This window comes from Lentzea albida, from assembly GCF_900111005.1.
GTDB classification, from domain to species: Bacteria; Actinomycetota; Actinomycetes; order Mycobacteriales; family Pseudonocardiaceae; genus Lentzea; species Lentzea albida.
Genome location: NZ_FOFV01000001.1, coordinates 719182 through 744338 on the forward strand (window position 1 = coordinate 719182; position 25157 = coordinate 744338).

Sequence of the window (25157 nt, forward strand, 5' to 3'; positions counted from 1 at the left end):
ACATGAGTCAGTTCGTGGATGTGATGCTGGCGACGGCCTCCAGCGGCAGCGACAGGGGCATGACGACGGGGGAACCCGCCGCGCCCGTCCGCCGGACGTGGGCCGAGGTGCACGAACGCGCCCGGCGGATGGCCGGTGCGCTCGACGTGGCACCGGGCACCGCGATCGCCGTGCTCGCCGCCGAACCAGCCGTGATCGCCCCAGCCGTGCAGGCCGCATGGCTTTGTGGTGGCAGCGTCACGATGTTGCATCAACCCACACCGCGCACCGACCTGGCCGAGTGGGCCGAGGACACGCTGCGGGTGCTCGCCATGATCGATTCGCACCTGGTCCTGCTCGGCAGCCCTTTCGACGCCCTGGCTGCCGTCCTGGACCAGCACGAAGTGCCTTACAAGCTGCTCTCCGAACTCGACGCGGAACCGATCGCTGCTCCTGTTCCCACCGACGAGGATGCCACGGCACTGCTGCAGTTGACGAGTGGATCGACGGCTGATCCGAAAGCCGTGCGCATCACCCACCGCAACCTCATGGCGAACGCCGAGGGCATGCGCGTCGCGGCGGCCCTGGACCCGTCCTCCGACGTCATGATCTCGTGGCTGCCGCTGTTCCACGACATGGGCATGGTCGGCTTCCTGACGGTGCCGATGCTGTTCGGCCTGGAACTGGTGAAGGTCACGCCCGTCGACTTCCTGTCCCGCCCGACGCTGTGGGCCGACCTGATCACCCGCCACCGCGGCACGATCACCGCCGCGCCGAACTTCGCCTACGCGATCGTGGCGCGCCGCCTGGCCTCGTCGTCCGACTCGTTCGACCTGTCCTCGATGCGGCTGGCCCTGAACGGCGCCGAGCCGATCGACCCGGCGGCCGTGGAGGCGTTCGTGACGGCCGGTGCGCGGTTCGGACTGCGTCCCGAGTCGATCCTCGCGGCCTACGGGATGGCGGAGACCACCCTGGGCGTCGCGTTCGCGCCCCTGTTCACCGGCCTGTCGGTGGACGTCGTGGACGCGGACGCGTTGGAGTCCAAGCACCGCGCGGTGCCCACGGAGGGCGGGCGCGCGTTCCCGTTGCTCGGTCCGCCGCTGCCCGGCCTGGAACTGCGGGTCGTGTCGGACGACGGCGCCGTGCTGGGCGTCCGGGACGTCGGCGAGCTGCAGATCCGCGGCGAGGCCGTGACGCCCGGCTACCTGACCGTGAACGGCCCACTGGCCACTCAGGACGCCGAGGGCTGGCTGTCCACCGGGGACCTCGGATACCTGGTGGAGGACGGCCAGGTCGTCGTCTGCGGGCGGCGCAAGGACGTCATCATCATGGGCGGGCGGAACATCTACCCGACCGACGTGGAGCGCGCGGCCTGCTCGGTCGAGGGCGTGCGGCCCGGCAACGCCGTCGCCGTGCGGCTGGACGCCGGCACCCAGCGCGAACGGTTCGCCGTCGTGCTGGAGTCGAAGCTCGCCGGTGACGCCGACGCGGAGAAGGACCTGGTCAAGCAGGTCACGGCGCGCGTGGTCGACGCCGTCGGCCTGCGGCCGTTCGCCGTGGTGGTGCAGCCGCCGGGGACGTTGCCGAAGACGCCGTCGGGCAAGCTCCGGCGGTCCGCGGCGGCCGCGCTCGTCTAGATCTCGTCGAGTTCCCGTAGTCGTTCGCGCAGCTCCCTCGCGGTCCTGCGGGGGAGTGCGTGGGCGGCGGCTTCGAGGACCTCACGGGCGTGGAACGGGTCGTGGTCCGGGTAGGGGTCGTGGTCCCACGGCTCTTCGAGCCACCGTTTGCTCGCCGGGGAGCGTTGCCAGGCCGTCCAGGTCTCCAGCGCTCGCCGGACGTCGTACGGGCCGAGGTGGTTGCGGATGCGCCCAAGGCGGTTCAGATCGGCCAGGAGGCGGCCGGAGAGGCCCTTCAGCACGTCGGGGCGGGGGCGCCTACGCGGCATGGCGTTCGGCGGTCCTGGCCACGAACCGGCGCAGCTCCTTCGCCGTGCGGGTGGGAAGCCTGTTCGCCGCCCGCCTGAGCAGGTGGCGTGCCTCCAACGGGTCGCCGCAGCACTCGTAGAGCTCGCACCGGGTGCCGGTCCCGAAGGCACGCAGATGGCGGTGCGGGTCGTGGAGGTACTCGGTCCACAGGCGCAGTGCGCGCTCGACCGAGCCCTGCCAGAGGGTTGGATCGTCGTCCTCGAGGACGCGGATGTCGGCGAGCAGCCGGGACGACATGCCCCGGACCGCGGAGTACGGGTTCACCGGGAGCTGGAGCAGCTGCCGGGCATTCAACGGGCGCCTACGCGGCATGGCCCTTTCGGTTCGTCATGCCGTCCATTGTGCCGCTAGTGGAAAGCGTTTTGTGCGGCTTCCAGGCCCTTGGTGACGAGGGCCTCCGCCGCGTCCGCCGCCCGGTCGATCTCCAGGGCGAGCTGCTTGCGCTCGACGGTCGAGAAGTCCTTCAGGACGTAGTCGGCCGGGTCCTGGCGGCCCGACGGGCGGTCGACGCCGAAACGGAGGCGGTGGTAGTCCTTGGTGCCCAGGGACTTCGTGATGGAGCGGAGTCCGTTGTGGCCGTTGTCGCCGCCGCCGAGCTTCATGCGCAGCTGGGCGAACGGCAGGTCCAGCTCGTCGTGGACCACGAGGATCGTGGTGGGCTTGAAGAACTTCACGGCGCTCGCGACGGGGCCGCCGGAGAGGTTCATGAAGCTGCGCGGCTTGGCGAGGACGACGCGGTGGCCCGCGAGACGGCCCTCGACGACCTCGGCGCCCGACTTGTGCGCCTTGAACTTGCCGCTCATGCGCGCGGCCAGTTCGTCGAGCACCAGGAAGCCGATGTTGTGCCGGTTGCCCTCGTACTTGGGGCCTGGGTTGCCCAGGCCGACGACGAGGGCGAGGTCAGCGTCCACGGAACCGCAACTCCTGCTCGAGATCGTCCAGCAACGTGTCGACGGCCTGCACCTGGTACCCCTTGCCCAGCAGGCCGGACGTGGTGCTGAACCGGGTGTTGCGGATCTCGGTCGAGGTCATCGAGCCGCGGCCGTCCAGGTTGGCCGCGGCACGGGCGATGAAGGCGTCGACCTCGGCGCGATCGTAGCCGGTGCCCGCCTTCGGGAGCTTGCGCGCACGCAGGTCCTCGCCGCTGTTCAGGCCCGTCGGCGGCACGATGCCGTTGCGGACCTGGAACTCCAGCAGGTGCAGGACGCCGTCGACGCTCAGCGGGTCGTAGCCGTTCGGGACCGCCGCGAACCTGACGGTGCGGATGTGGTCCGGGTTCAGCCGGAGCCGGCCGGAGAGGGCGTCGGCGATGATCTGCAGGAACTCGTTGACCTGCCCGGGGTCGTAACCCTGCCGCTTGCGGCGGAAGGTCTTCGACCGGACATCGGCCGGGCGCAGGTACTGCGACGGCGCGCCGCCCCCCTCGTGAGGAGGCGACGCGCCGTCGTTTCGGCCCGACGTGATGGGGCTCAGTCTTCCTCGGTGGCCTCGGCCGGGGCGGCCGCGTCGTCACCCTCGAGCTGCGCCGCGGACGGCGCCTCGTTGACGGCGACGACCAGAGCCTCGGCGTCGGTGATCAGGACGGCACCCGCGGGCAGCGTCAGGTCGCTGGCGTGGATCTGGGTGCCGGCGGCGAGACCCGCGATCGACAGCTCGATCTGCTCGGGGATGTTGAGCGCGTCGGCCTCGATCTGGATCGTGCTGAGGTCCTGCGTCAGCAGCGTGCCCGAGGCGGGCTCGCCCGAGATGGCCAGGGGCACCTCGACGGTGACCTTCTCGCCGCGCTTCACGAGCAGCAGGTCGACGTGCTCGATGTAGTTCTTGATGGGGTGCGTGGTGACGGTCTTGGTGAGCGCCAGCTCGCTCTCGCCACCGAGGGCGAGGGTGAGGACGGCGTTCTGGCCGTGCTCGCGGACGACACGGGCGAACTCGAGCGCCGGCAGGGCCAGGTGCTTCGGGTCGGAACCGTGGCCGTAGAGGACCGCGGGGATCTTGCCGGCGCGACGGGTACGGCGGGCTGCGCCCTTGCCGAATTCGGTGCGCTGCTCAGCGGCGAGACGAACCTCGGACACGGTGGGGTACTCCTTACACAAGTCTGGCCTTGTACGTCGGGGCGGTGCACAAGTTTTCAGCGGTTGAGGCTTGGTGGTGGCCTGCGGCGGCGAGCAGCGCGGAAATAGGGTCAACACGCGCGGCATCAAGCCACCGCGTCGATCACGCCGAGCTGGGGAGCTCGCCCTCGCCGAGGCAACCCGACCAGTGTAGGTGAGTGCTGGTTGTGGAGGCCAATCGGGGGTGCTTGGGGTGGTTCTGGGGGCGGTGGCGCTTGGGTTCGGGGTGGGTGGGGCGGGCTTGGGCGTGGTGTGGCTGAGAGGGAGGGCTGGGGCGAGGAAGGGGTGGCTTGCGTGGCCTGGCCTGGCCTGGGCGTGTGCGGGTGGGCTGGGGTGGCGTGGCGGTGTGTGTGCGGGGTTGGGCACGGAGCCTTGTGCGGGCGGGGCTTGTGCGGGTTGGCCTGGGCTTGCTGAGTGGGGCTTGGCTTGCGCGGGCCGGGCTGGCGTGGCGGGTTGCGTGCGGGGCCTTGTGCGAGCTGGCTTGGGCGGGCCGGGCTTGTGCGTGGGTCACCTTGCGTGCGGCCTGTCGCCTTGCGTGCTTCCCCTGGGGGCTCTGCCCCCAGACCCCCGGCAATCTGATCGGGGGTGGCGCCGCAGGCAGGCTGATGGCACGCCTGGTGCGTAGGGCGGCTGCCTGTTGCGTTGTTGGTTGCGTTGGCGGTGGGGTCCCGTCACAAGTCGCACCAGGAGCAAGTGCTGTGGCGCGACTCGTGACGGGACCCCACCGCCCAGGCCTCGTGCTCAGGACGGCTCGCCTTCGGCGTCGCGGCAAAGCGAAGGGGCCTCCCGCCGTCCGTTGCGGACTGCGGGAGGCCCCTTGCAAGCGGGAACGTCAGGCGTTGCCGTCGAACAGGCTCGTGACCGAGCCGTCCTCGAACACCTCCTGGATGACGCGGGCCAGGAGCGGCGCGATCGAGAGGACGGTCATGTTCGCGAAGCGCTTCTCGGCCGGGATCGGGAGCGTGTCGGTGAACACGACCTCGCGGGCGCCCGAGTCCTGCAGGCGCTGGGTGGCCGGGCCCGAGAGGATGCCGTGCGTCGCGGCGATGACCACGTCGGAGGCGCCCTCGTTCAACAGCTGCTTCACGGCGCCCGCGATGGTGCCGCCGGTGTCGACCATGTCGTCGATCACGATGCAGAGGCGGCCCTCGACCTTGCCGACGACGCGGTTCGAGACGACCTCGTTCGGGCGGAGGGGGTCGCGGGTCTTGTGGATGAACGCGATCGGCGTGCCGCCGAGGGTGTCCGCCCACTTCTCGGCCAGCTTGGTGCGGCCCGAGTCGGGGGAGACGACGGTGATGTCGTGGCCCGCGTACTTGCCGCGGATGTGGTCCGCGAGCAGGGGCATGGCCCACAGGTGGTCGACCGGGCCGTCGAAGAAGCCCTGGATCTGCGCGGTGTGCAGGTCGACGGAGACCAGGCGGTCGGCGCCCGCGGTCTTGAACAGGTCGGCGACGAGGCGCGCGGAGATCGGTTCGCGGCCGCGGTGCTTCTTGTCCTGGCGGCTGTACGGGTAGAACGGCATGATCACCGTGATGCGCTTGGCGCTGGCGCGCTTCAGGGCGTCGACCATGATCAGCTGTTCCATCAGCCACTGGTTGATGGGCGCGGTGTGCGACTGGATGACGAAGGCGTCGCAGCCGCGCACGGACTCCTCGAAGCGGACGAAGATCTCGCCGTTCGCGAAGTCGTAGGCCGACTGCGGGGTCACCGTGACGTTGAGGTGCTTCGCGACCTCTTCCGTCAGCTCCGGGTAGGCACGCCCGCCGAAGAGCATCAGGTTCTTCTTCGGTGTGCCGGGCATCTGCGGGTTCACGGTCAGCGACCCTCCTCTGTCTTCTCGTCGGCATTCTGCTTCGCCAGGGCCTCGGCCGCTGCCTGAGCTGCGGCCGTGCCCTCACGACGGCTGAGGACCCAGCCTTCGAGGTTGCGCTGGGGGCCCCCGGACACGGCGAGCGCGCCCGGTGGGACGTCGCGGCGCAGGACGGTGCCCGCGCCGGTGTACGCGCCGTCGCCCACGGTCACCGGCGCTACGAACATGTTGTCCGAGCCGGTGCGGCAGTGGGAACCGACGATCGTGCGGTGCTTGTTCACCCCGTCGTAGTTGACGGTCACCGAAGCCGCACCGATGTTGCTGTGGTCGCCGATCGTGGCGTCGCCGATGTACGACAGGTGGGGGACCTTGGAGCCCTCGCCGATGGTCGAGTTCTTCGTCTCGACGAAGGTGCCGATCTTGCCCTTCACGCCCAGGGAGGTGCCGGGGCGGAGGTAGGCGAACGGGCCGACGGACGCGCCGTCGCCGATCACCGAGTCGCTGCCGTGGGTCCGCACGACCGAAGCGCCGGCGCCGACCGTCACGCCGGAGAGCGTCGTGTCCGGGCCGACCACCGCGCCGGAGCCGATCACGGTGCCCGCGCGGAGCTGCACGTTCGGCTCTATCAGGGCGTCCTGGCCGACCTGCACGTCCGCGTCCACCCACACCGAGGCCGGGTCGACGACGGTCACGCCGCCGCGCATCAGGCCCTCGACGATGCGGCGGTTCATCTCGGCGCCGACGGCCGCGAGCTGCACTCGGTCGTTGATGCCCTCGACCAGCCACGGGTCGGACGCGATCAGCGCCCCGACGCGCAGGCCGTCGCCGCGGGCGATGCCCAGGACGTCGGTCAGGTAGAGCTCGCCCTGCGCGTTGTCGGTGGACAACCGCGAGAGCCCGTCGCGCAGCACCGCCGCGTCGAACGCGTACACGCCCGAGTTGATCTCGGTGATCAGCTGCTCGGTCGCGGAGGCGTCCTTCTGCTCCACGATCCGCTGCACGCTGCCGTCGGTGTCGCGGACGATCCGGCCGTACCCGGTGGGGTTGTCCACCACGGCCGTGAGGACGGTGACCGCGTTGCCCGCGGCCGAGTGCTCGGCCAGCAGGGCGGTGAAGGTCTGGGTGTCGAGCAGCGGCACGTCGCCGTAGCTGACGATGACCGTGCCGGCCAGGTCGTGGGGCAGCTCGGCCAGGCCGCAGCCGACCGCGTGCCCGGTGCCCTTCTGCTCGGCCTGCACCGCGACGGTGACCTTGCGGCCCAGCGCCCCGGCGAGGGATTCCAGATGCTCGGTGACTGCTTCACGGCCGTGTCCGACGACGACGGCGAGGTGGTCGGGGTCTGTGCCGGCCGCCGCGCGCACCGCGTGTTCGACGAGTGAGCGTCCGGCGATCCGGTGCAGCACCTTGGGCGTGGACGACCGCATGCGGGTGCCTTCCCCGGCGGCGAGCACGACCGTGCTGACAGGGCCCTCGAGCATCAATGCTCTCCCTAACAGGCTGGGTGGTTCGAAGTCCGCGGACCAGCCTAAGCCTCCGCGGAGGGCTCCCCGGCCACGGCCGCTACCTGGCAGCCACCTTGGCGCTTCGCCACGTACATCGCGGAGTCGGCCCTTGACAGGGCCTGGTTCGCGGATTCGCGGGGGCGCAGGGAGATGACGCCGACCGACAGCGTCACCCCCCGGGAGAGGTCGATTGGCAAGCCCGCCACGGCATCCACGGCTCGGCCGAGTGCCGCTTCCGCGGCGTGCAGAGGGGCTCCCGGCAGCAGCACGACGAACTCGTCACCGCCGTAGCGGGCCACCATGTCGTCACCCCGCAGGGCCTGCCGGAGTGTGCTGGCAATCACCCGGAGGACATCATCACCCTCGGCATGTGAATGCCGGTCGTTCACGCCCTTGAACCCGTCCAGGTCGACCAGCGCGATGGAGAACGGGTCGACCTGACCGGCGATGAGCTCGGCCATCTTGTCGTCGAGCGCGCGGCGGTTCGGCAGTCCGGTCAACGGGTCCTGCAACGCCTGCTGCGCGATCGCGCCGTGCGCGCGCGTCAGCCTTTCGTGCTCGCGACGCGTCTGCAACGTGGCCACGCGCGACTCGCGCATCTGCCACAGCTCCAGCTCCAGCGCCGCGTTGTACGCCTGCAACGCCGACGTCGTGTGCGGGCCGCAGAGGTGCGCGTACTCGCGCTCCAGCGACAGCACCAGCGACGGCTCCGAGGTGTCGTGCTCCATCTGCGTGCGCGTGTCGTCGAGGACCTTCAGCGCGTCGTCCAGCCGGTTCGCCTCGACCAGGCACCGGGCCAGCGCGATCGCGACGATGATCAGCTCCCGCGCGTACATCGACAGGCCGCGCAACGACCACAGCCGGTCCAGGTGGGTCTCGCTCGGGCTCGTCAGCGCGTGGGCGGCACCGAGGATCGGCACCTGCTCGGCGGCGTCCATGTCCCGCCTGCCGGGGTGCAGCGACTGCCGGAACGGGACCTCGGCGGCCTCGGCGAGCCCGGACGCGACGCGGAACTGCTCGTGCGCGGCGTCGTGCAGGTTCACCCGTTCGAGCCGCAGGCCCCAGCCGATCCGCAACCGCGCGCGGTTGACCAGGTGCACGTAGATCTGGTGGGGCTGGCCGCTCTCACGCAACGCGTTGTTCGCGCCCGCCAGCACGTCGTCCGCCATCTCGTAGACGCCGAGCTGGGTCAGCACCAACGCGATGTCCTGGAACGTGTTGGCCAGCAGCTGGTCCCAGACGCGCTTGTCGAAGACCGGGTCGACGTCCGGTTCCTCGTCGAGCATCATCGCGAGCGCCGCCGCGATCTCGGTGAGCGCCTTGTCCTCGGCGTTGCCCAGTAGGAACCGGCGTCCGCGCAACGCCCGGGCGTCCGCCTCCAGCACGATCAGGCCGTGGCGGCGGCAGTGGCTGAGCATCTCGTCGAGCTGAGGGTCGGACATGTCGACCAGGCCGGGCGTGACCAGCCGGACCACGGCCGCGGCTCTGAGCAGCTGCGCGACGATGCGGGGCTCTCCACGGCCCTGCGCCTCGGCGAGGATGTGGTCGATCTCGGACGCCGCGTCGAGCTGCGCGGCCAGGTGGCTGCTCTGGGCCACGGCGACAAGCTCGCTCGCGCGACCCACCAGCCACGCGTCGGACATCTCGTGGTGGCGGTGGCCCACGTTGCCGTGCTCGTCGACCGTTTCCTCGGGCAGCTTCCACCTCCCAAGACCCGCGACCCTGTGCCCTCAAGGCCCCCTGCTCCGCCACCAGGATTCGAACCTGGACCATCTGAACCAAAATCAGAGGTGCTGCCTTTACACCATGGCGGAACGGGCGGACTCGCGCCCGCCTCAGGGCACATGTTGTCACGAGTGGTCCTGCTCTTGTCCAACCACCACTCGCCCGGCTCAGTTCAAGATCAGGGACCGGCGCCGATTGACCTGGTCAGGAAGTCGCCCAGCGCGGCGCGGTACGTGTCCGTCGCCACATTCCACCCCGAGGTGTGGTCGGCGCCCGGGATCTCGACGTACCGCAGGGGCCACCCCAGGCCGTTCGCCGCGGTCGCGAGGTCGCGGGACGACTGGGCCGGCACCGTGCCGTCCGCCGAGCCGTGGATCACCAGCGTCGGCGGCTTGACCGCGGGAGGGTTGGCGACCAGGTCGAACCGGTCGAAGTCGAGGTCGGCGCGCCAGCCGGACACGACCTCCGCCACGGGCGTGAGCCACGTCGGCACGCCCCGGTTCTGCGCCTGGAGGTTCAACGTCTGCGTCCAGTTCGTGACGGGGGAGTCGAGCACCACGGCGCTCACGGTGGACGCGGAGCTGGACCGCGCCAGCATCTGCCCGACGATCGCGCCGCCCATCGACCAGCCGTAGAGGACGACCTTCTTCGCGCCCTGCCCCTGCGCGTAGTGGATGGCGGCCTCGACGTCGTGCCACTCCGTGTCGCCCAGGTGGTAGAGGCCGTCCGGCGACTTCGGCACGCCGGGGTCGTTGCGGTAGGTGATCAGCAGGACCGGCAGCCCGGCGGCGTGGAGCTGGGGGACCACCCGCAGCGCCTCCTCGCGCGACGCGCCCCGCCCGTGCACCGTGATCACCCACGTGTCCCTGTTCGACGCCGGGACGAGCCACGCGGGCATGTCGCCGAGCTCGCCGGGGATCGCGACGTCGCTGTAGACCAGTCCGAGGGACGTCTTGGGGTTGCCCTCGTAGACGTTTGTCTCGATGCGCACCTTCGTGCCCTCGGGCGGTGCGGTGCCTTCGAGCAGAGGACGTTCCACGCGGCCGTCCTTGTTCGAGGCGACGTCACCGACCTTCGCGGCGCCACCGGGCCAGACGACGCCGAACGTGCCGCGCAGCGTGCTCAGCTTCGACTCGGCGAGGACGAGGTTCTCGTCGTCCAGGCCGAGCGCGGTCTCCGGGTAGCGCTGCGGGAACGCCTCCGCGGGTTTGAGCAGCTCGTTGCTGTAGTACCAGCCGATGCCGCCCAGAGCCGCCGTGACCAGCACGAGCAGGACGAGCAACGAGGTCGCGGTGATCCGGATGATCTTGCGTCTGGCCATCCGTCGATGATGCCCGGTCGAGGTCTCGATTCCAGGCGACACAGCGTGGTGTTGCCGAGAACGGCGGCTGGCCAGGATCACCGGGGAGAAGTGGCCTTTGTAGGCTGACTCGGTGGCCAGGGTCAGGATGACGGGCAAGGAGCGCCGAGAACAGCTCCTGGACGTCTCCCGCGCCCTGTTCGCCGAGAAGGGCTTCGACGCGACGTCGGTCGAGGAGATCGCCGCCCGTGCCAGCGTGTCGAAGCCCGTCGTCTACGAGCACTTCGGCGGCAAGGAAGGCGTCTACGCCGTCGTGGTCGACCGCGAGATGCAGCGCCTGATGGACCAGATCGTCGACGCGCTGGACGGCGGCTCGCACCCGCGTGAGCTGCTCGAACGGGCCGCCTGCGCGTTGCTCGACTACATCGAGGGCTCGACGGACGGGTTCCGGATCCTGGTGCGCGACTCGCCCGTCGCGTCGTCCTCGGGCACGTTCTCGTCGCTGCTCAACGACATCGCGTCGCAGGTCGAGCACGTCCTCGCGCTGCACTTCGCCGAGCAGGGCTACGACCGCAAGCTCGCCGCGCTCTACGCGCAGGCGCTGGTCGGGATGGTCGCGCTGACCGGGCAGTGGTGGCTCGAGGCGCGCAAGCCGAAGAAGGACGAGGTGGCGGCGCACCTCGTGAACCTGGCGTGGAACGGGCTGTCGGCCATGGAGCACAAACCCAAGCTGCGCAGCCGGTCCTGACCTCTTAGTGCATCTGCACGTACGGTGCGCCCTTTGTTAGTGCACAAGGCTGAAGTCGTGGCGGAGGGTGAAACGGCGCGTGCACGCCGGAGCGATGACTCCCAGTGGAACGGCTTGAAGTCCGGGCTGTTCGTCGAGGGGTCGGACAGCCCGGACGGACTTCAGGCGTTCCCGGTCAGCTTCAGCAGCTTGTCGTCGCTGCCGTTCGACGACGTCACGTAGAGCGCCCCGTCCGGCCCCGTGCGCGCGGCGCGGAGTCGTCCGTACTTGTCGTTCAGCTCGTCCGGGATACTGACGTTCTGGACCTTGCCGTCCGCGTCGAGCGTGAACAGCAGCAGCTTCGTGCCCTTCAGCGCCGTGATCGCGAGCTTGCCGTTCCAGAACGCCGCCTGGCAGATCGCCTCGGTCGGCGAACCCGACGACCACACCGCCGGCACCGCGTCCGGGAACCGCTCCAGGTCGGTCATGGGAACGCTCTCGTCGTACCTGCTCTGCGTGCCTCCCTGCGACGGGTCCCAGCCATAGTTGGCACCCTTGCGCACGAGGTTGACCTCGTCGTCGACGGACGGGCCGTGCTCGCTCGAGAAGATCTGGTCGGTGTCCGGGCGGAACACCACGCCCTGCACGTTGCGGTGGCCGTAGCTGTAGACGCGGCGCTCGTTGGCGTTGCCGGAGCTCGCGAACGGGTTGTCCTTCGCGCCCTCGCCGGTCTCGGGGTCGATCCGCAGCACCTTGCCGCCGAGGCTGGTGCGGTCCTGCGGGTTGCGGGCCTGCGCGATGTCGCCGGTCGCGACGAACATCGTGCCGTCCGGCGCCAGCGTCGGACGGCAGCCGGAGTGGCGGCCGCTCGAGTTCGACGGCATGCCGGTGAGCAGGTCCTTCACCTTCGTGGCGCGGGTGCCGTCGAGGCGGAACGTCACCAGCCGCACGTCGTTGCTGGTGTTGTGGCAAACGGTGAAGCGTTGGTTGTCGGGGTGGATGACGAGCCCCATCAGGCCGCCCTCGCCGCGTGCCTGGACGTCGCCCAGGTCGATGTCGACGGGCGTGACCCGGCCGCCCTCGACCAGCTTGAGGGTGCCCGGCCGTTCGGTGACGAGCATCGCGCCGCCGGGCAGGAACCCGATGTCCCACGCGTGCTGGAACCCGCCCGCGACCTCCTCGACCTTCAGGCCCGTGGGCGCGGGAGCCTTCGACGGCGCGGTGCCGCCCGGTTCCGGCGACGAGCAGGCCACGACGACCAGCACCAACCCTGCAGCAACGAGTGCGCGCATGTCCCAACTATGCGTTTTGTGCCGTGGTGGTTCCGTAAGGCCGCTCCACGGGCAGCAACGCGCGCGCTCCGTCCAGATCACCCTCACGCACCTTCTCGTGGACCTGGTGCGCCAGTGCGGTCACGTCGGTGATGCCGACCGTCCACTCGTTCACGTACATGTCGACGGCCTCGCGCGTCAGGCCGATTTGGATGGATCTGCACGGGAGAGCCTCGTGGTGCAGGCCGCGCTCGGGGTCCCACTGCACGCGTACGGCCGGCTTGCCGGGGATGCGGCTCGACACGGCGTTGGAGACCGCCCAATCGAAGCCCGATCGGGTGATCCGCACGGCCAGGACGCGTTCCTGGCCTTCCTTGAGCGCGTACCCGCAGCGGTACATCATCCAGAGGAAAGACGGCTTGATCCACGTCATCCGCTCCATCTTGAACGGCGGCACGAACCGTTGCGCCGCCACGGCGGGTTCGGCGATCGCCGGCGAATAGGCCTGGTAGACCACGATGGACCGATCGTCGTAGTCGGCCCGTATCTCCCTTTGCTCCACAGCGCCGGGATGTTAGACACCCCCGGTGCAGAACACCCTGGGGTTTTCCGACCTGCTCCGCCTGATCGACGAACGCTCCGCCGCGTTCCGGGCCGCCGTCGCCGCCGCCCCGAGCCTCGACGTGAAGGTCCCGACCTGCCCCGAGTGGACGCTCGCCGACCTCGCCCGGCACATCGGCGACGGCCGCCGCGCCTGGGCCGCCACCGTCGCCGCGGGCCCCGCGACCGCGAAGGCCGCCGTCACCGACGTCCCGATGCCCGAGCAGCGCGACGAGCTGCTCGCCTGGCTGGAGGACGCCACCGCCGAGCTCCTGGCGGCCCTCGAGGCGGCAGGCCCCGACCGGGGCTGCTGGGCCTGGTGGACCGGTTCGCCGCACAACGCCGCCGCCGTCGCCCGCCACCAGCTCCAGCAGCTCGCGGTCCACACCTACGACGCCCAGGTCACCATCGGCGCCGCGGAACCGCTGCCGGAGGAGATCGCGCTCGACGGCGTCGACGAGTTCCTGCAGACCTGCGTCACGACGACGTCCCCGTGGCCGCACGAGCCCGCGACCATCGCCTACCACGCGGCGGAGGGCCCGAGCTGGTGGCTGAGGCTCGACGAGAACGGCGCGCGCACCACGTCGCAGGTCACGCCCACCGCCGAGGGCAGCGCCACCGCCAGTGACCTGGTCCTGTTCATGTACGGCCGCCGTGACCTGAGCGAGCTGGAGTCCCGGGGCGACCGGCGCGTGTTCGAAGGCCTCATCGCGTGGGAACCCGCCTGAGCGGCACTCGAACCACCCGATGAGGGTTCGCGGAACGAGCTAAAGTGGGTGGTGAGACCCCTCGTCCCAGGCAGGGGTCTGCCCGGCGTTGGCACACCCTCCGCCGCTCCGCACTCGACCGGGGTTTCTCACATGCCGCTGCTCGGCCTGCTCGATGGTGTCCTGCCCGACAAAGCACTCCGCACGCTGATCGACTCCGCCGGTGTCCCCGAGCTGGAGCTCGACGGCCCGCTCGCCGCCCGCCCCCTCGTGACGGCCGCGCTGTCCACGGTCAGGCCCGTCCTGGCCGTCACCGCCACGGGCAGAGAAGCCGAAGAGCTGACGAACGTCCTCAAAGACCTGATCGGCGCGGACAAGGTCGCGTTCTTCCCGAGCTGGGAGACGCTGCCGCACGAGCGCCTCTCGCCGCGCGCGGACACGGTCGGCGCCCGCCTGCAGGTGCTGCGCCGCCTCAAGCACCCCGAGGGCAACCCGATCAAGGTGCTGGTCACGACGGTCCGCAGCCTCATCCAGCCGATGGCGCCGGGGCTGGGCGACCTCAGGCCCGTGCACCTCGTGGTCGGGGAGGAGCAGGACTTCGTCGAGCTGGTCACGCGCCTCGCCGAGAACGCCTACAGCCGCGTCGACATGGTCGAGAAGCGCGGCGAGTACGCGACCCGCGGCGGCATCCTCGACATCTTCCCGCCCACGGCCGAGCACCCCTACCGCGTCGAGTTCTGGGGCGACGAGGTCAGCGAGATCCGGCCGTTCTCGGTGCAGGACCAGCGGTCGCTGCCCGAGGAGGTCCAGGAGTTCGTCGCGCCGCCGTGCCGTGAGCTGCTGCTGACGGACGACGTGAAGCAGCGCGCGGCCGAGTTGGCCGAGGAGCACCAGTCGGACGCGCACCTCGCGGAGATGCTGGAGAAGATCTCGGGCGGTGTCGCGGTCGAGGGCATGGAGGCGCTGATCCCCGCGCTGTGCCCCGGTGAACTGCAGCTGCTCGTCGACGTCGTGGAACCCGGCACGCACGTGCTGCTCAACGACCCGGAGAAGATCCGGGCCCGCGCGGCCGACCTGGTCCGCACCGGGCAGGAGTTCCTCGAGGCGTCGTGGATGGCGGCCGCCGGCGGCGGCAAGGCGCCGATCGACCTCGGGCGCAGCGCCTACCAGGGCATCGGCGAGGTCTCGGAGCAGGCGAAGGCGAACGACCGTCCGTGGTGGACGCTCAGCCAGCTCACCACCGACGCTCCGGACGTCGTGCACCTCGACGTCAAGCCGGTCGAGGCCTACTCCGGCGACGTCGAGCGCGCGTTCGCCGACCTGAAGGCGCACACCGCGACCGGTGGCGCGGCCGTCCTGGTCGTGCCGGGCGCCGGCACCGCGCAACGCGCCTACGAACGCCTCAGGGAAGCCGAAGTCTCCGCCGTCTGCCTCGACTCCCTCGACGAGGCGCCGAGGACGAGCACCGTCACGGTCGTGCGCGGCTGCCTCGAGGACGGCTTCTCGCTGCCCGACCTCGCGCTGGTGGTGCTCACCGAGACCGACCTGACCGGCGGGCGCGGCGGCACGTCCACCAAGGACATGCGCAAGATGCCGTCGAAGCGGCGCAACGCCGTGGACCCGCTGGCGCTCAAGGCGGGCGACTTCGTGGTGCACGAGCAGCACGGCATCGGCAAGTACGTGGAGATGGTCCAGCGCACGGTCGCGGGCGCCACCCGCGAGTACCTCGTGCTGGAGTACGCGTCGTCCAAGCGCGGCCAGCCAGGCGACCGGCTATTCGTGCCGACCGACCAGCTCGACGAGGTCAGCCGGTACGTCGGCGGCGAGCTGCCCACGCTCAACAAGCTCGGCGGCAGCGACTGGAAGAACACGAAGTCCAAGGCGCGCAAGGCGGTCAAGCAGATCGCGGCCGAGCTCGTGCAGCTCTACGCGGCCCGCCAGAGCGCTCCCGGCCACGCGTTCGCGAGCGACACGCCCTGGCAGCGCGAGCTGGAGGACGCGTTCGCGTTCACCGAGACGCAGGACCAGATGGCCGCGATCGACGAGGTCAAGGCCGACATGGAGCGCGGTGTCCCGATGGACCGCGTGATCTGCGGTGACGTCGGCTACGGCAAGACGGAGATCGCGGTCCGCGCGGCGTTCAAGGCCGTGCAGGACGGCAAGCAGGTCGCCGTGCTGGTGCCGACGACGCTGCTCGCCCAGCAGCACCTCAACACGTTCTCCGAGCGCATGCGCCAGTTCCCGGTGAACATCAAGGGGCTCAGCAGGTTCACCGACGCGCAGGAGTCCGAGCAGACCGTCGCGGGGCTCGCCGACGGCGAGGTCGACATCGTGATCGGCACGCACCGGCTGCTGCAGAAGTCCGTGCGGTACAAGGACCTCGGCCTCGTGATCGTCGACGAGGAGCAGCGCTTCGGCGTGGAGCACAAGGAGCACATCAAGGCGCTGCGCACGCACGTCGACGTGCTGACGATGTCCGCGACGCCGATCCCGCGCACGCTGGAGATGTCGCTCGCCGGCATCCGCGAGATGTCCACGATCCTGACCCCGCCGGAGGAACGGCACCCGATCCTCACCTACGTCGGCGCGTACGACGACAAGCAGGTCGGTGCCGCGATCCGCCGCGAGCTGCTGCGCGACGGCCAGGTCTTCTTCGTGCACAACAGGGTCTCGTCGATCGAGAAGGCCGCGCGCCGCATCCGCGAGCTGGTGCCGGAGGCCCGGGTCGTCACCGCGCACGGCCAGATGAACGAGGACAGGCTCGAGAAGATCATCCAGGGCTTCTGGGAACGCGAGTTCGACGTCCTCGTCTGCACCACGATCGTCGAGACCGGCCTCGACATCTCCAACGCCAACACGCTGATCGTCGAACGCGGCGACCTGCTCGGCCTCGCCCAGCTGCACCAGCTGCGCGGCCGCGTCGGCCGCGGCCGCGAGCGCGGGTACGCGTACTTCCTGTACCCGTCCGAGACGCCGCTGACCGAGACCGCGCACGACCGGCTCGCGACGATCGCGCAGAACACCGAGCTGGGCGCCGGCATGGCCGTCGCGATGAAGGACCTGGAGATCCGCGGCGCCGGCAACATCCTCGGCGCCGAGCAGTCCGGGCACATCGCGGGCGTGGGCTTCGACCTCTACGTGCGGCTGGTCGGCGAGGCCGTCGAGGCGTTCCGCAAGCACGCCGGAGCCGACGGGGGCGTGGAGGAGGAAGAGCTCGCCGAGGTCCGCGTCGACCTCCCGGTGGACGCGCACATCCCGCACGAGTACGTGCCGGGCGAGCGGCTGCGGCTGGAGGCGTACCGCAAGATCGCGGCCGCCTCCGACGAGGCCGCGCTCCAGTCCGTGTGGGACGAGCTCAAGGACCGCTACGGCACCCCGCCGGAGCCGGTCGAACGCCTGCTCGGCGTCGCCCGGCTGCGCCACGCCTGCCGCCGCCACGGGGTCACCGAGGTGATCGCGATGGGCCAGAACCTGCGGTTCGCGAAGCTGGAGCTGAAGGACTCGCAGCTGGTCAGGCTGCGCCGGCTGTTCCCGAAGGCCGTCTACAAGCAGGCCGTCGGGACGGTCACCGTGCCCCGGCCGACGGAGGGAGCGGCGGGCGGCCGGATGGGTGCACCGCAGCTGCGCGACCAGGAGCTGCTGGACTGGTGCGGTGCGTTCCTCGACTCACTCTCGGGGACTCCCGTGACCCCGGTCACCAAGGCGTGAGAAGGTAGATCCTCGTGAGCACTGTTCTGAAGCGTTTCTCGCTGGTCGGTGTGGCCGTGGCTCTCCTCGCCACCGGATGCGGCACCGGGCCCGCCAAGGCCGGGTCGGCCGCGATCGTCGGTGATCAGACGATCAACCTGGAGACCGTCCAGGACCGCACCGTGAAGGTGCTCAAGAAGGAGCCCGCCGCCCAGCAGATGCAGGACCAGGGCAAGCTCGACCAGGTCTCCAAGCTGGTGCTGGCCGACGAGATCTCCCACCTCATCGCCGCGCGGGCGGCGGAGCGCGAGAACATCACGGTCGACGAGACCAAGGTGTACGACGCGATCCAGGAGAAGGGCGGCCCCGAGGCCGCGGCCAAGCAGAGCGAGCAGGACGAGACCACGATCTACCGCCGCCAGCGCGACGTGCTGGTGATGGGCGAGCTCGCCCGCCGCAACCTCTCCACGCTCGAGGTCGTGATCGACTTCTTCCAGGTCCAGGACCCGAAGGAGGCCAAGGAGAAGGCGGCCGAGGTCGTCGCCGACTCCTCGAAGATGTCGCGGTTCGTGCAGGAGGCCCCGCGCACCAGCACCGGTCAGCAGGCCTCGGCGACGAACCAGCGGGTCCGCGTCACCGAGAACCCGTCGCTGGTGCACACGATGCTGTGGGGCGTGAAGCCCGGCACCGTCGTCGCGTTCCCGGCCGACGAGCAGCAGTCCAGCTGGATGGTCGCGCTCGTCAAGGAGCGCAACAAGGTCTCGGCGCGGCCGGGCGAGGAGGACCTGGTCGAGCGCATCGACCCGCAGCTGCTCGCGGCCTTCGGCCTGCGGATCGCGCAGTTCCTCTCCGCGGACCTGAACATCGAGGTCAACCCCCGCTACGGCGTGTGGGACCCGACCAACGCGCAGGTCGTCGGCAACGCAGGTGAGCGCGCCGGTTTCGTCGGCGTGGCCGCGACGAAGAACAAGTCTTGATCACCGTTGTCGTCCTGAGCGGGCGGCTCGACGCCGTGCTGCCCGCCGCCGCCCTGCCCGCGTTGCGCACGGCCGAGGCCGTCTACGCGGGCGAGGGCGTGCCTCTGGAGGCCTGGTCCGCGCTGGGCGTCGACGGGCCCGCGCCCGCCGTCGTCCCCGACGGCTCGGTGGTGATCACGACGGACGCGTCCGGCTACCCGGACGCCGACGTGATCACGACACCGGAGCCGCTGGGCGCCGCGCTGCTCGACGCGGCCGCGGTGATGCACCGGCTGCGGTCACCGGGCGGATGTCCGTGGGACGCCGAGCAGACGCACGACTCGTTGCGCCAGTACCTGCTCGAGGAGACCTACGAGCTGTTGGAGGCGATCGAGGACGGCGACCGCGCGGCGATGCGCGAGGAGCTCGGCGACGTGCTGCTCCAGGTGCTCTTCCACGCCCGCGTCGCCGCCGAGGACGCCGAGGACCCGTTCGACATCGACGCCGTGGCGTCCGAACTGGTCGCGAAGCTCGTCGGCAGGCACCCGCACGTCTTCGAGGGCGGTGACCCGGCCGTGCACGACGCGACCTCGCAGCAGCACCGCTGGGAGGAGCTCAAGCAGGTCGAGAAGAAGCGCGAGTCCAGTGTGGACGGTGTGGCGCTCGGTCAGCCCGCGGTCGCGCTGGCCGCGAAGCTGGTGCAGCGCACCAAACGCGCGGGCTTCCCCGTCGACCTGCTCCCCGAAGGCGACGACACGGGCACGACGTTGTTCGCCGTGACCGCTTTGTCCAAGCTCGCGGGCGAGGACCCGGAGACCGAGCTGCGCCAGGTGTGCCGCCGTTTCGCCGCGAACGTCCGCGAGGCGGAAGCCAAGGCGCGGGCCGAAGGTCTTGATTCTCTTGCAGCTGAAGACTGGCGGCGCTTTTCCCCCTCCTGAACGGGTGGCTGTGGGCTAACGTCGATCTCGTGACTTACCTGCGGTATCCGCATCTGCGCGGTGACTTGGTGACCTTCGTGGCCGAGGACGACGTGTGGCTCGCGCCCGTCGACGGAGGACGGGCCTGGCGCGCGTCCGCTGATCAGGTGCCGGCCCGCACACCCCGCTTCTCGCCCGACGGCACGCACCTGGCCTGGGCCAGCTGGATCGACGGTGCTCCGGAAGTGCGCGTGGCCCCTGTGGACGGTGGCCCCGCACGCCGTTTGACGCACTGGGGCGTCGTCCGCACGGCCGTGTCCGGGTGGACGCCGGACGGGCGAGTGCTGGCCGTGTCGACGACCGGGCAGATGTCCCGGCACCGCAAGCAGGCGCACGCCGTGCCGCTGGACGGCGGGCCCGCCGAGGTGCTGCCGTACGGGTGGGTCAACGACGTCTCGTTCGGCCCGGACGGCCAGGTCGTCACGTCGTCGAGCTACATGCAGGACCCGGCCTACTGGAAGCGCTACCGCGGTGGCACCGCGGGCAAGCTGTGGGTCGACACCGAGGGCTCTGGTGACTTCACCCGGATCCTGGGCGACCTGAAGTCGTCGCTGTCGAACCCGATGTGGGTAGGCGGGCGGATCGCGTTCCTGTCCGACCACGAGGGCGTCGGCAGCGTGTACTCGGTGCTGCCGGACGGCACCGACCTCCAGCGCCACACCTCCGGGGAGTTCTACGCCCGCAACGCCTCCACCGACGGCTCGCGGGTGATCTTCCACCAGGCCGGGGAGCTGTGGCTGCTCGACGGCCTGTCCGAACTGCGCAAGCTCGACATCAAGCTCGGCGGGCCGCGCACCGGCCTGCAACCCCACCACGTCAAGGCTTCCGGCAACGTCGAGTCGTTCAGCGTCGACCACAGCGGCCGCGCGTCGGCCGTCGAGGTCCGCGGCACGGTGCACTGGGTGACGCACCGCGACGGCCCGGTGCGCGTGCTGGCCGACCGGTCGGACGTCCGCGCGCGGCTGCCGAAGGTGCTCGGCAAGTCCGAGCAGGTCGTGTGGGTGACCGACGTCGAGGGCGAGGAGGCGCTGGAGATCGCGCCCGTCGGCGGCGTCGAGCCGGGCAGCACCGCGCGCCGGATCGCGTCCGGTCAGCTCGGTCGCGTGATGTCGCTGGCCGCCGCGCCCGACGGTTCGCGCGTCGGCGTCGCGACGCACGACGGGCGGCTGTTGCTGGTGGACGTGGCCTCCGGTGAGGTGCGCGAGGTCGTCCGCGGGGCGAACGCGCACGTCACGCACCTCGCGTTCTCGCCGGACTCGTCGTGGCTCGCGTGGTCGCATCCTGGGCCGAGCCCGTTGCGGCACATCAAGATGGTGAACGCGGCGGACCTGTCCGTTGTGGACGTGACGCCGCTGCGGTTCGCGGACTTCGCGCCGACGTTCACCGAGGACGGCAAGCACCTGGCGTTCCTGTCGATCAGGACGTTCGACCCGGTCTACGACGCGCACGTGTTCGACCTGTCGTTCCCGACGGGCTGCCGCCCGCACCTCGTGCCGCTGGCCGCGACCACGCCGTCGCCGTTCGCGCCGATGCAGGGTGGCCGCCCGGTCGGTGACGAGGACAAGGACTCCGACGACGAGGACGAGAAGACGCCGACCACGAAGGTCGACCTCGAAGGCCTCGCCGACCGCGTGGTGCCGGTGCCCGTCGCCGCCGCCGACTACGTGTCGCTGAAGGCGGCTCGTGGCGGCCTGCTGTGGCTGCGCCGGCCGTTGCTCGGCGTGCTGGGCGACAACCTGGCCTCGCCCGACGCCCGCCCGCCGCGCACGGTGCTGGAGCGGTTCGACTTCGCGAAGGCCAAGACCGAGTGCCTGGCGGACAGCGCGGAGGCGTTCGCGGTGTCCGGCGACGGCAAGCGCATCGTCATCGAGGACCGCGGCGACCTGAGGGTCGTGCCGTCCGACAGCAAGACCGACGACGACTCGCCCGAGTACGTGGAGATCGACCTCGCGCGCGTGCGGGTCGTGGTCGAGCCCGCCGCGGAGTGGGCGCAGATGTACGCCGAGAACGGCCGCCTGATGCGGGACCACTTCTGGCGCACCGACATGGGCGGCGTCGACTGGCAGGGCGAGCTGGACCGCTACCGGCCGCTGGTGGCCGAGGTGGGCAGCCACGACGACCTGGTCGACCTGCTGTGGGAGGTGCAGGGCGAACTGGGCACCTCGCACGCCTACGTGTGGGGCTCGTCGCCGCACGTGCCCGCGTCCCGCCGCCAGGGCCTCCTCGGCGCCGACCTGGCGCGTGATGGTGACTCCTGGGTCATCAAGCGCGTGATCCCGGGCGAGTCGTCGGACCCGCACGCCCGTTCGCCGCTGTGCGCGCCCGGTGTGGCCGTGCGCGCGGGTGATGCCATCGTGGCCGTGGACGGCCGTCCGGTGGGCGATGCCGGGCCCGGCGCGTTGCTCGTGGGCACCGCGGGCAAGCCCGTGGAACTGACCGTGCGTCCCGCCGGTGGTGGGAAGCTGCGTCGGGTCGTGGTGGTGCCTCTGGCCGATGAGGAGCCTCTGCGCTACCACGACTGGGTCGCGAACCGCCGTGCGTTCACGCACGAGGCCTCCGGCGGACGCGTGGGCTACCTGCACGTCCCGGACATGATGGGCGCCGGCTGGGCCCAGCTGCACCGCGACCTGCGCGTCGAGCTGGCACGCGAGGCACTGGTGCTGGACGTCCGCGAGAACGGCGGCGGCCACACCTCGCAGCTGGTGATCGAGAAGCTGGGCCGCAAGGTCATCGGCTGGTCCGTCGCCCGCGGCTACACGGCCTCCGAGTCGTACCCGCAGGACGCGCCGCGCGGCCCCGTGGTCGCCGTCGCCGACGAGTTCGCAGGGTCTGACGGCGACATCGTCAACGTGGCGATCAAGGAACTCGGCATCGGCCCGGTCGTCGGCATGCGCACGTGGGGCGGCGTGATCGGCATCGACATGATGTTCTCGCTCGTCGACGGCACGATGGTCACCCAGCCGAGGTACGCGTCGTACTTCAAGGGCCACGGCTGGGACGTCGAGAACTACGGCGTCGACCCGGACATCGAGGTGGTCATGTCGCCCGCCGACCGCGTGGCAGGCCGCGACCCGCAGCTGGAGAAGGCCGTGTCCCTGGCTCTGGAGACCCTGTCCGAGACGCCTGCCGCTCACGCTCCGGAGTTGCCGCCGCTGAAGTGAACACCCCATCGTGTGACTAAAGAACTGTGACGGACTGTTCTTTGTGGACGATCAACCAGGTGGAAGCCACAAAGGACAGTCCTCACCGTTCGGGGGTGTGCAGGAGATGAGTCACCGTGAAGAGCCGCGCAGTGGCCGCGGGTGCTTCGGGGCCGTGGTCGTGGTGCCGTTCTTGGCGCTGGGCGGCATGTTCGCGCTGATCGCCTTCACCGGAGGCGCGGCCGAGAAGCCGCTGGCCGCACCGCCGTCCTCCGTCCGGCCCACCGCGTCGTGGTGGACCGAGCCCTTCGAGACCGGCGTCTCGCTGGCCACCGTCACCGAGACCGTGGTGGCGGAGGGAGCGGCGCGGGAGGTGCGGGCCGCGCGGATGGTCACCCAGACGCGGGTGGTCGGCGGGGCGACCGTCACCGAGACCGTGCGGGTGAGTTCGACGAAACCTGCTGCGGTGGAACGGAACGAACCTTCTGCGCCCGAGGAGTCGGTACCGGCGGCTTCCGAACCGGAGGCGCCGGTGGTGACGACCACGTCGGTCGTCGTGTCCACTGTGGAGAATCCGCCGCCGCCCGTGGTGGAGACGCCGGTCGTGACACCGCCTCCGTCGGTCGAGGCGCCGCCTTCGACGCCGCGGGCCGAGGACCCGGTCGTGCCGGTGACGACGCCCGCCGAGCCCCCGTGCGACCGGAGCGAGCCTCCTGCGGAGCAGGATACGGCGGGTGGGGAGGAGCCGGCTCCTCGTGCCGGGGATCCGGCCGGCGGCTCCGAGCACCCGCTCACGGGCTTCGGGGAATCGGCGACGAACCCCGCGCCTGCGGCAGGGGCGTGAGAACCGGGGTCGGGGCCGTCTTCCCGCCCGGTCCCGGCCCTCTCTGCCGCCCGGCGCTACTGCTGTGCGCTCGCCCGCGCGTAGGCGTCCGCTCCGCTGAACACGTTCTGCCCGTACTCCACGGAGTTGTTGTACGCGAGCACGGCCGCCCACCACCCCGACCCGGTGCCGAGGTCGCGCGCCCCGCCCCCGCACAGGTACCGGGCGGCGGTCAGCGCCGCGTCGTCGATGTTCTGCGGGTCCGCGGGGAGGCCGTCGCCCGCCGCGCGCTTCGCCCAGCGGTTCCAGGTGCCCGGGATGAACTGCATCGGGCCCACGGCCCTGTCCCACGTGGTGTCGCCGTCGAGGCGGCCGCCGTCGGTGTCCTGGATGGCCTTCACCCCGGGCTTGCCGTCCAGCGGGATGCCGATGATCGGGCGGGACGGCATGCCGTTCTCCTGGAGGCGGGCGCCGTTGATGTTGCCGTGGTGCGACTCGATCCTGCCGATGCCCGCGAGGGTGGCCCAGCTGATGCGGCAGGCCGGGGCCTCGCGCTGCATCGTCAGGTCGGCCGACGCGTAGGCGTGCAGGGCGCGGACCGGGATGTCGGTCTTGGACGCGACGCGGGTCGCCCAGTCGGAGAGCGGGTTGGCGGTCTCGGTGGTGCCGGGGGACGCGGCACTGCCAGGGGCGGCGGCGCCCGGCTCGACCTCCTGGATGGGGACCAGGAACGGCGGCGGGCCCAGCGGGGCGGCCTCCCTGCGGTTCAGGGCGCCCAGGCCCCAGGCGCCCGCGGCGACCACGACGAGGAGCAGCAGCACCAGGACGATGCGGCCGGCGACGTTGCCTGTGCGGTTGCGGCGGGCGGGTTCCTGGAGTGACGACGGCGGGACCACGGCACCAAGGCTACGTGCTTCCCGGGGCGCGCGGCGGGCTGAACCGTGACGCAACCGGCACTGATGGCGTCTGGACATTCAGGTGAGGCTTACCTTAAATAGGGCGACCTAATTTTCGGAGGCGTCGGGATGCTGTTTGCCAATGGGCTCATCGGGCTGCGCGAGGGGCTGGAAGCCGCGCTCGTGGTGAGCATCCTGATCGCATTTCTCGTTAAAACGGACAGAAGGTACGCGCTCAAGTGGGTCTGGGTCGGTGTCGCGACCGCGGTGGCACTGTCCGTGACGGCAGGCGCGATCATCACCTTCAGTGCCGCCGGCATGACGTTCGAGCAGCAAGAGGCGTTCGGCGGGACGATGTCGATCATCGCGGTCGCGTTCGTCACGGGAATGATCTTCTGGATGCGCAAGGCGGCCAAGACCATTGCGGCCGAGCTGCGCGGAAAAATGGACGAAGCGCTCAAAATCGGACCTTTTGCGATCATTGTCGTGTCCCTTTTGTCCGTCGGACGGGAAGGGCTCGAGACGGCGGTCTTCTTCTATTCCAGCGTGCAGGCCGCCGGCGGCGGAACGGCGCAGCCGTTGATCGGGTTCCTGGGCGGCATCGGGGTTGCTGTGGTGATTGCCGCACTTCTGTACCAGGGCGCGATTCGATTCGATCTTGGAAAGTTCTTCACGGTCACGGGCGTGCTGCTCGTGTTCGTCGCCGCCGGCGTCCTCAGCTACGGCATCCACGACCTGCAGGAGGCCGCGATCCTGCCCGGTCTGAACACGCTGGCGTTCGACATCAGCGACACCCTGCCGGAGGACTCCTGGTACGGGGCGCTGCTCAAGGGCTTCTTCAACTACTCGCAGCGGACCTCCGTGCTGCAGGCCATCGCGTGGGTCGCCTACGTGGTGGTGGTCCTGTCCCTGTTCCTCATCCGGCCGCGCCGTCGCGCCGCCGTGGCCAACTGATCAC

General features: G+C 70.6%; 21 protein-coding genes, 1 tRNA gene and 1 pseudogene. 9 read left to right on the forward strand and 14 right to left on the reverse strand.

Features of this window, described 5'->3' with window-relative positions; genetic code table 11:
• The first annotated feature begins 2 nt into the window (after nt 1-2).
• On the forward strand, nt 3-1616 hold the full coding sequence (locus BMY74_RS03615; protein ID WP_089909233.1) for a fatty acyl-AMP ligase: 1614 nt from the start codon (nt 3-5) through the stop codon (nt 1614-1616).
• On the opposite strand, the gene BMY74_RS03620 is transcribed toward BMY74_RS03615, so the two are convergent.
• The 11 genes and pseudogenes from BMY74_RS03620 to BMY74_RS03665 form a co-directional block, all read right to left on the reverse strand.
• Entirely contained in the window at nt 1613-1924 is a 312-nt protein-coding gene (locus tag BMY74_RS03620) for a hypothetical protein (RefSeq protein WP_143091430.1), read from the reverse strand. The genes BMY74_RS03615 and BMY74_RS03620 overlap by 4 nt on opposite strands.
• Nucleotides 1914-2276, reverse strand: coding sequence for a hypothetical protein (locus tag BMY74_RS03625; protein WP_143091431.1), 363 nt, complete (start codon nt 2274-2276; stop codon nt 1914-1916). Before BMY74_RS03625 ends, BMY74_RS03620 begins: the two co-directional genes overlap by 11 nt.
• A 35-nt stretch (nt 2277-2311) precedes the next feature.
• Entirely contained in the window at nt 2312-2875 is a 564-nt protein-coding gene (pth, locus tag BMY74_RS03630) for an aminoacyl-tRNA hydrolase (protein ID WP_089909240.1), read from the reverse strand.
• Nucleotides 2865-3131, reverse strand: coding sequence for a DivIVA domain-containing protein (locus BMY74_RS46030; protein WP_245785867.1), 267 nt, complete (start codon nt 3129-3131; stop codon nt 2865-2867). The genes pth and BMY74_RS46030 overlap by 11 nt, the downstream gene beginning before the upstream one ends.
• Before the next feature lie 138 nt (nt 3132-3269).
• Nucleotides 3270-3437: pseudogene (locus tag BMY74_RS46805) on the reverse strand (DivIVA domain-containing protein); the annotation flags it as partial.
• A complete protein-coding gene (locus BMY74_RS03640; RefSeq protein WP_089909246.1) occupies nt 3434-4036 on the reverse strand; it encodes a 50S ribosomal protein L25/general stress protein Ctc in 603 nt (200 codons plus the stop codon). The pseudogene BMY74_RS46805 and the gene BMY74_RS03640, both read right to left, overlap by 4 nt.
• A gap of 871 nt (nt 4037-4907) precedes the next feature.
• A complete protein-coding gene (locus BMY74_RS03645) occupies nt 4908-5879 on the reverse strand; it encodes a ribose-phosphate diphosphokinase (RefSeq protein WP_177229580.1) in 972 nt (323 codons plus the stop codon).
• A gap of 14 nt (nt 5880-5893) precedes the next feature.
• Nucleotides 5894-7366 (reverse strand): bifunctional UDP-N-acetylglucosamine diphosphorylase/glucosamine-1-phosphate N-acetyltransferase GlmU, encoded by a 1473-nt coding sequence (gene glmU, locus BMY74_RS03650; protein ID WP_089909252.1) that lies wholly within the window; start codon nt 7364-7366, stop codon nt 5894-5896.
• Nucleotides 7367-7413: 47 nt separating this feature from the next.
• Nucleotides 7414-8988, reverse strand: a complete 1575-nt coding sequence (locus BMY74_RS03655) for a GGDEF domain-containing protein (protein WP_245785868.1) — start codon at nt 8986-8988, stop codon at nt 7414-7416.
• Between the two features lie 145 nt (nt 8989-9133).
• A tRNA-Gln gene (locus tag BMY74_RS03660) sits at nt 9134-9204 on the reverse strand.
• Between the two features lie 89 nt (nt 9205-9293).
• Nucleotides 9294-10436: an alpha/beta hydrolase family protein gene (locus BMY74_RS03665; RefSeq protein ID WP_089909255.1), complete on the reverse strand. Its 1143-nt coding sequence runs from the start codon at nt 10434-10436 to the stop codon at nt 9294-9296.
• A gap of 127 nt (nt 10437-10563) precedes the next feature.
• Here BMY74_RS03665 and BMY74_RS03670 point away from each other — a divergent pair, with 127 nt between their 5' ends.
• A complete protein-coding gene (locus BMY74_RS03670) occupies nt 10564-11163 on the forward strand; it encodes a TetR/AcrR family transcriptional regulator (RefSeq protein WP_089910456.1) in 600 nt (199 codons plus the stop codon).
• A gap of 161 nt (nt 11164-11324) precedes the next feature.
• Here the strand turns inward: BMY74_RS03670 and BMY74_RS03675 are convergent, their stop codons facing one another.
• Nucleotides 11325-12434: a PQQ-dependent sugar dehydrogenase gene (locus BMY74_RS03675; RefSeq protein ID WP_089909258.1), complete on the reverse strand. Its 1110-nt coding sequence runs from the start codon at nt 12432-12434 to the stop codon at nt 11325-11327.
• Nucleotides 12435-12441: 7 nt separating this feature from the next.
• The gene (locus BMY74_RS03680; RefSeq protein ID WP_089909261.1) at nt 12442-12975 is read right to left on the reverse strand and encodes a DUF4291 domain-containing protein; all 534 of its coding nucleotides are present in this window, start codon (nt 12973-12975) and stop codon (nt 12442-12444) included.
• A gap of 25 nt (nt 12976-13000) precedes the next feature.
• On the opposite strand from BMY74_RS03680, the gene BMY74_RS03685 reads away from it, so the two are divergent.
• From BMY74_RS03685 to BMY74_RS03710, 6 genes are all read left to right on the forward strand, one after another.
• Nucleotides 13001-13741 carry a maleylpyruvate isomerase family mycothiol-dependent enzyme gene (locus BMY74_RS03685; RefSeq protein ID WP_089909264.1) on the forward strand — a complete coding sequence of 247 codons (741 nt, stop codon included), beginning with the start codon at nt 13001-13003 and terminating at the stop codon, nt 13739-13741.
• 132 nt (nt 13742-13873) lie between these two features.
• Nucleotides 13874-17428 carry a transcription-repair coupling factor gene (gene mfd / locus BMY74_RS03690; RefSeq protein WP_177229546.1) on the forward strand — a complete coding sequence of 1185 codons (3555 nt, stop codon included), beginning with the start codon at nt 13874-13876 and terminating at the stop codon, nt 17426-17428.
• A 14-nt stretch (nt 17429-17442) separates the two neighbouring features.
• Nucleotides 17443-18384 (forward strand): adenine nucleotide alpha hydrolase family protein, encoded by a 942-nt coding sequence (locus BMY74_RS03695; protein WP_089909267.1) that lies wholly within the window; start codon nt 17443-17445, stop codon nt 18382-18384.
• Nucleotides 18381-19301, forward strand: a complete 921-nt coding sequence (locus BMY74_RS03700; RefSeq protein WP_089909272.1) for a nucleoside triphosphate pyrophosphohydrolase — start codon at nt 18381-18383, stop codon at nt 19299-19301. Before BMY74_RS03695 ends, BMY74_RS03700 begins: the two co-directional genes overlap by 4 nt.
• A gap of 29 nt (nt 19302-19330) precedes the next feature.
• The gene (locus BMY74_RS03705; RefSeq protein WP_089909275.1) at nt 19331-22501 is read left to right on the forward strand and encodes a S41 family peptidase; all 3171 of its coding nucleotides are present in this window, start codon (nt 19331-19333) and stop codon (nt 22499-22501) included.
• 106 nt (nt 22502-22607) lie between these two features.
• On the forward strand, nt 22608-23324 hold the full coding sequence (locus BMY74_RS03710; protein ID WP_143091432.1) for a hypothetical protein: 717 nt from the start codon (nt 22608-22610) through the stop codon (nt 23322-23324).
• Nucleotides 23325-23380: 56 nt separating this feature from the next.
• Here BMY74_RS03710 and BMY74_RS03715 read toward each other — a convergent pair whose 3' ends face one another.
• Complete coding sequence (locus BMY74_RS03715; protein ID WP_089909281.1) at nt 23381-24199, reverse strand: lysozyme family protein; 819 nt, start codon at nt 24197-24199, stop codon at nt 23381-23383.
• A gap of 129 nt (nt 24200-24328) precedes the next feature.
• Here BMY74_RS03715 and efeU point away from each other — a divergent pair, with 129 nt between their 5' ends.
• Nucleotides 24329-25153, forward strand: a complete 825-nt coding sequence (gene efeU, locus BMY74_RS03720; RefSeq protein WP_089909284.1) for an iron uptake transporter permease EfeU — start codon at nt 24329-24331, stop codon at nt 25151-25153.
• The last annotated feature ends 4 nt before the right edge of the window (nt 25154-25157 follow it).

Bases quoted from the DNA above. Each gene is read 5' to 3' on its own strand.
- BMY74_RS03625 (WP_143091431.1), bottom strand. From the start codon at position 2,276: ATGCCGCGTAGGCGCCCGTTGAATGCCCGGCAGCTGCTCCAGCTCCCG.
- BMY74_RS03675 (WP_089909258.1), bottom strand. From the start codon at position 12,434: ATGCGCGCACTCGTTGCTGCAGGGTTGGTGCTGGTCGTCGTGGCCTGC.
- BMY74_RS03615 (WP_089909233.1), top strand. From the start codon at position 3: ATGAGTCAGTTCGTGGATGTGATGCTGGCGACGGCCTCCAGCGGCAGC.
- efeU (WP_089909284.1), top strand. From the start codon at position 24,329: ATGCTGTTTGCCAATGGGCTCATCGGGCTGCGCGAGGGGCTGGAAGCC.
- mfd (WP_177229546.1), top strand. From the start codon at position 13,874: ATGCCGCTGCTCGGCCTGCTCGATGGTGTCCTGCCCGACAAAGCACTC.
- BMY74_RS03665 (WP_089909255.1), bottom strand. From the start codon at position 10,436: ATGGCCAGACGCAAGATCATCCGGATCACCGCGACCTCGTTGCTCGTC.
- glmU (WP_089909252.1), bottom strand. From the start codon at position 7,366: ATGCTCGAGGGCCCTGTCAGCACGGTCGTGCTCGCCGCCGGGGAAGGC.
- BMY74_RS03620 (WP_143091430.1), bottom strand. From the start codon at position 1,924: ATGCCGCGTAGGCGCCCCCGCCCCGACGTGCTGAAGGGCCTCTCCGGC.
- BMY74_RS03710 (WP_143091432.1), top strand. From the start codon at position 22,608: ATGAGTCACCGTGAAGAGCCGCGCAGTGGCCGCGGGTGCTTCGGGGCC.
- BMY74_RS03670 (WP_089910456.1), top strand. From the start codon at position 10,564: ATGACGGGCAAGGAGCGCCGAGAACAGCTCCTGGACGTCTCCCGCGCC.
- BMY74_RS03645 (WP_177229580.1), bottom strand. From the start codon at position 5,879: ATGCCCGGCACACCGAAGAAGAACCTGATGCTCTTCGGCGGGCGTGCC.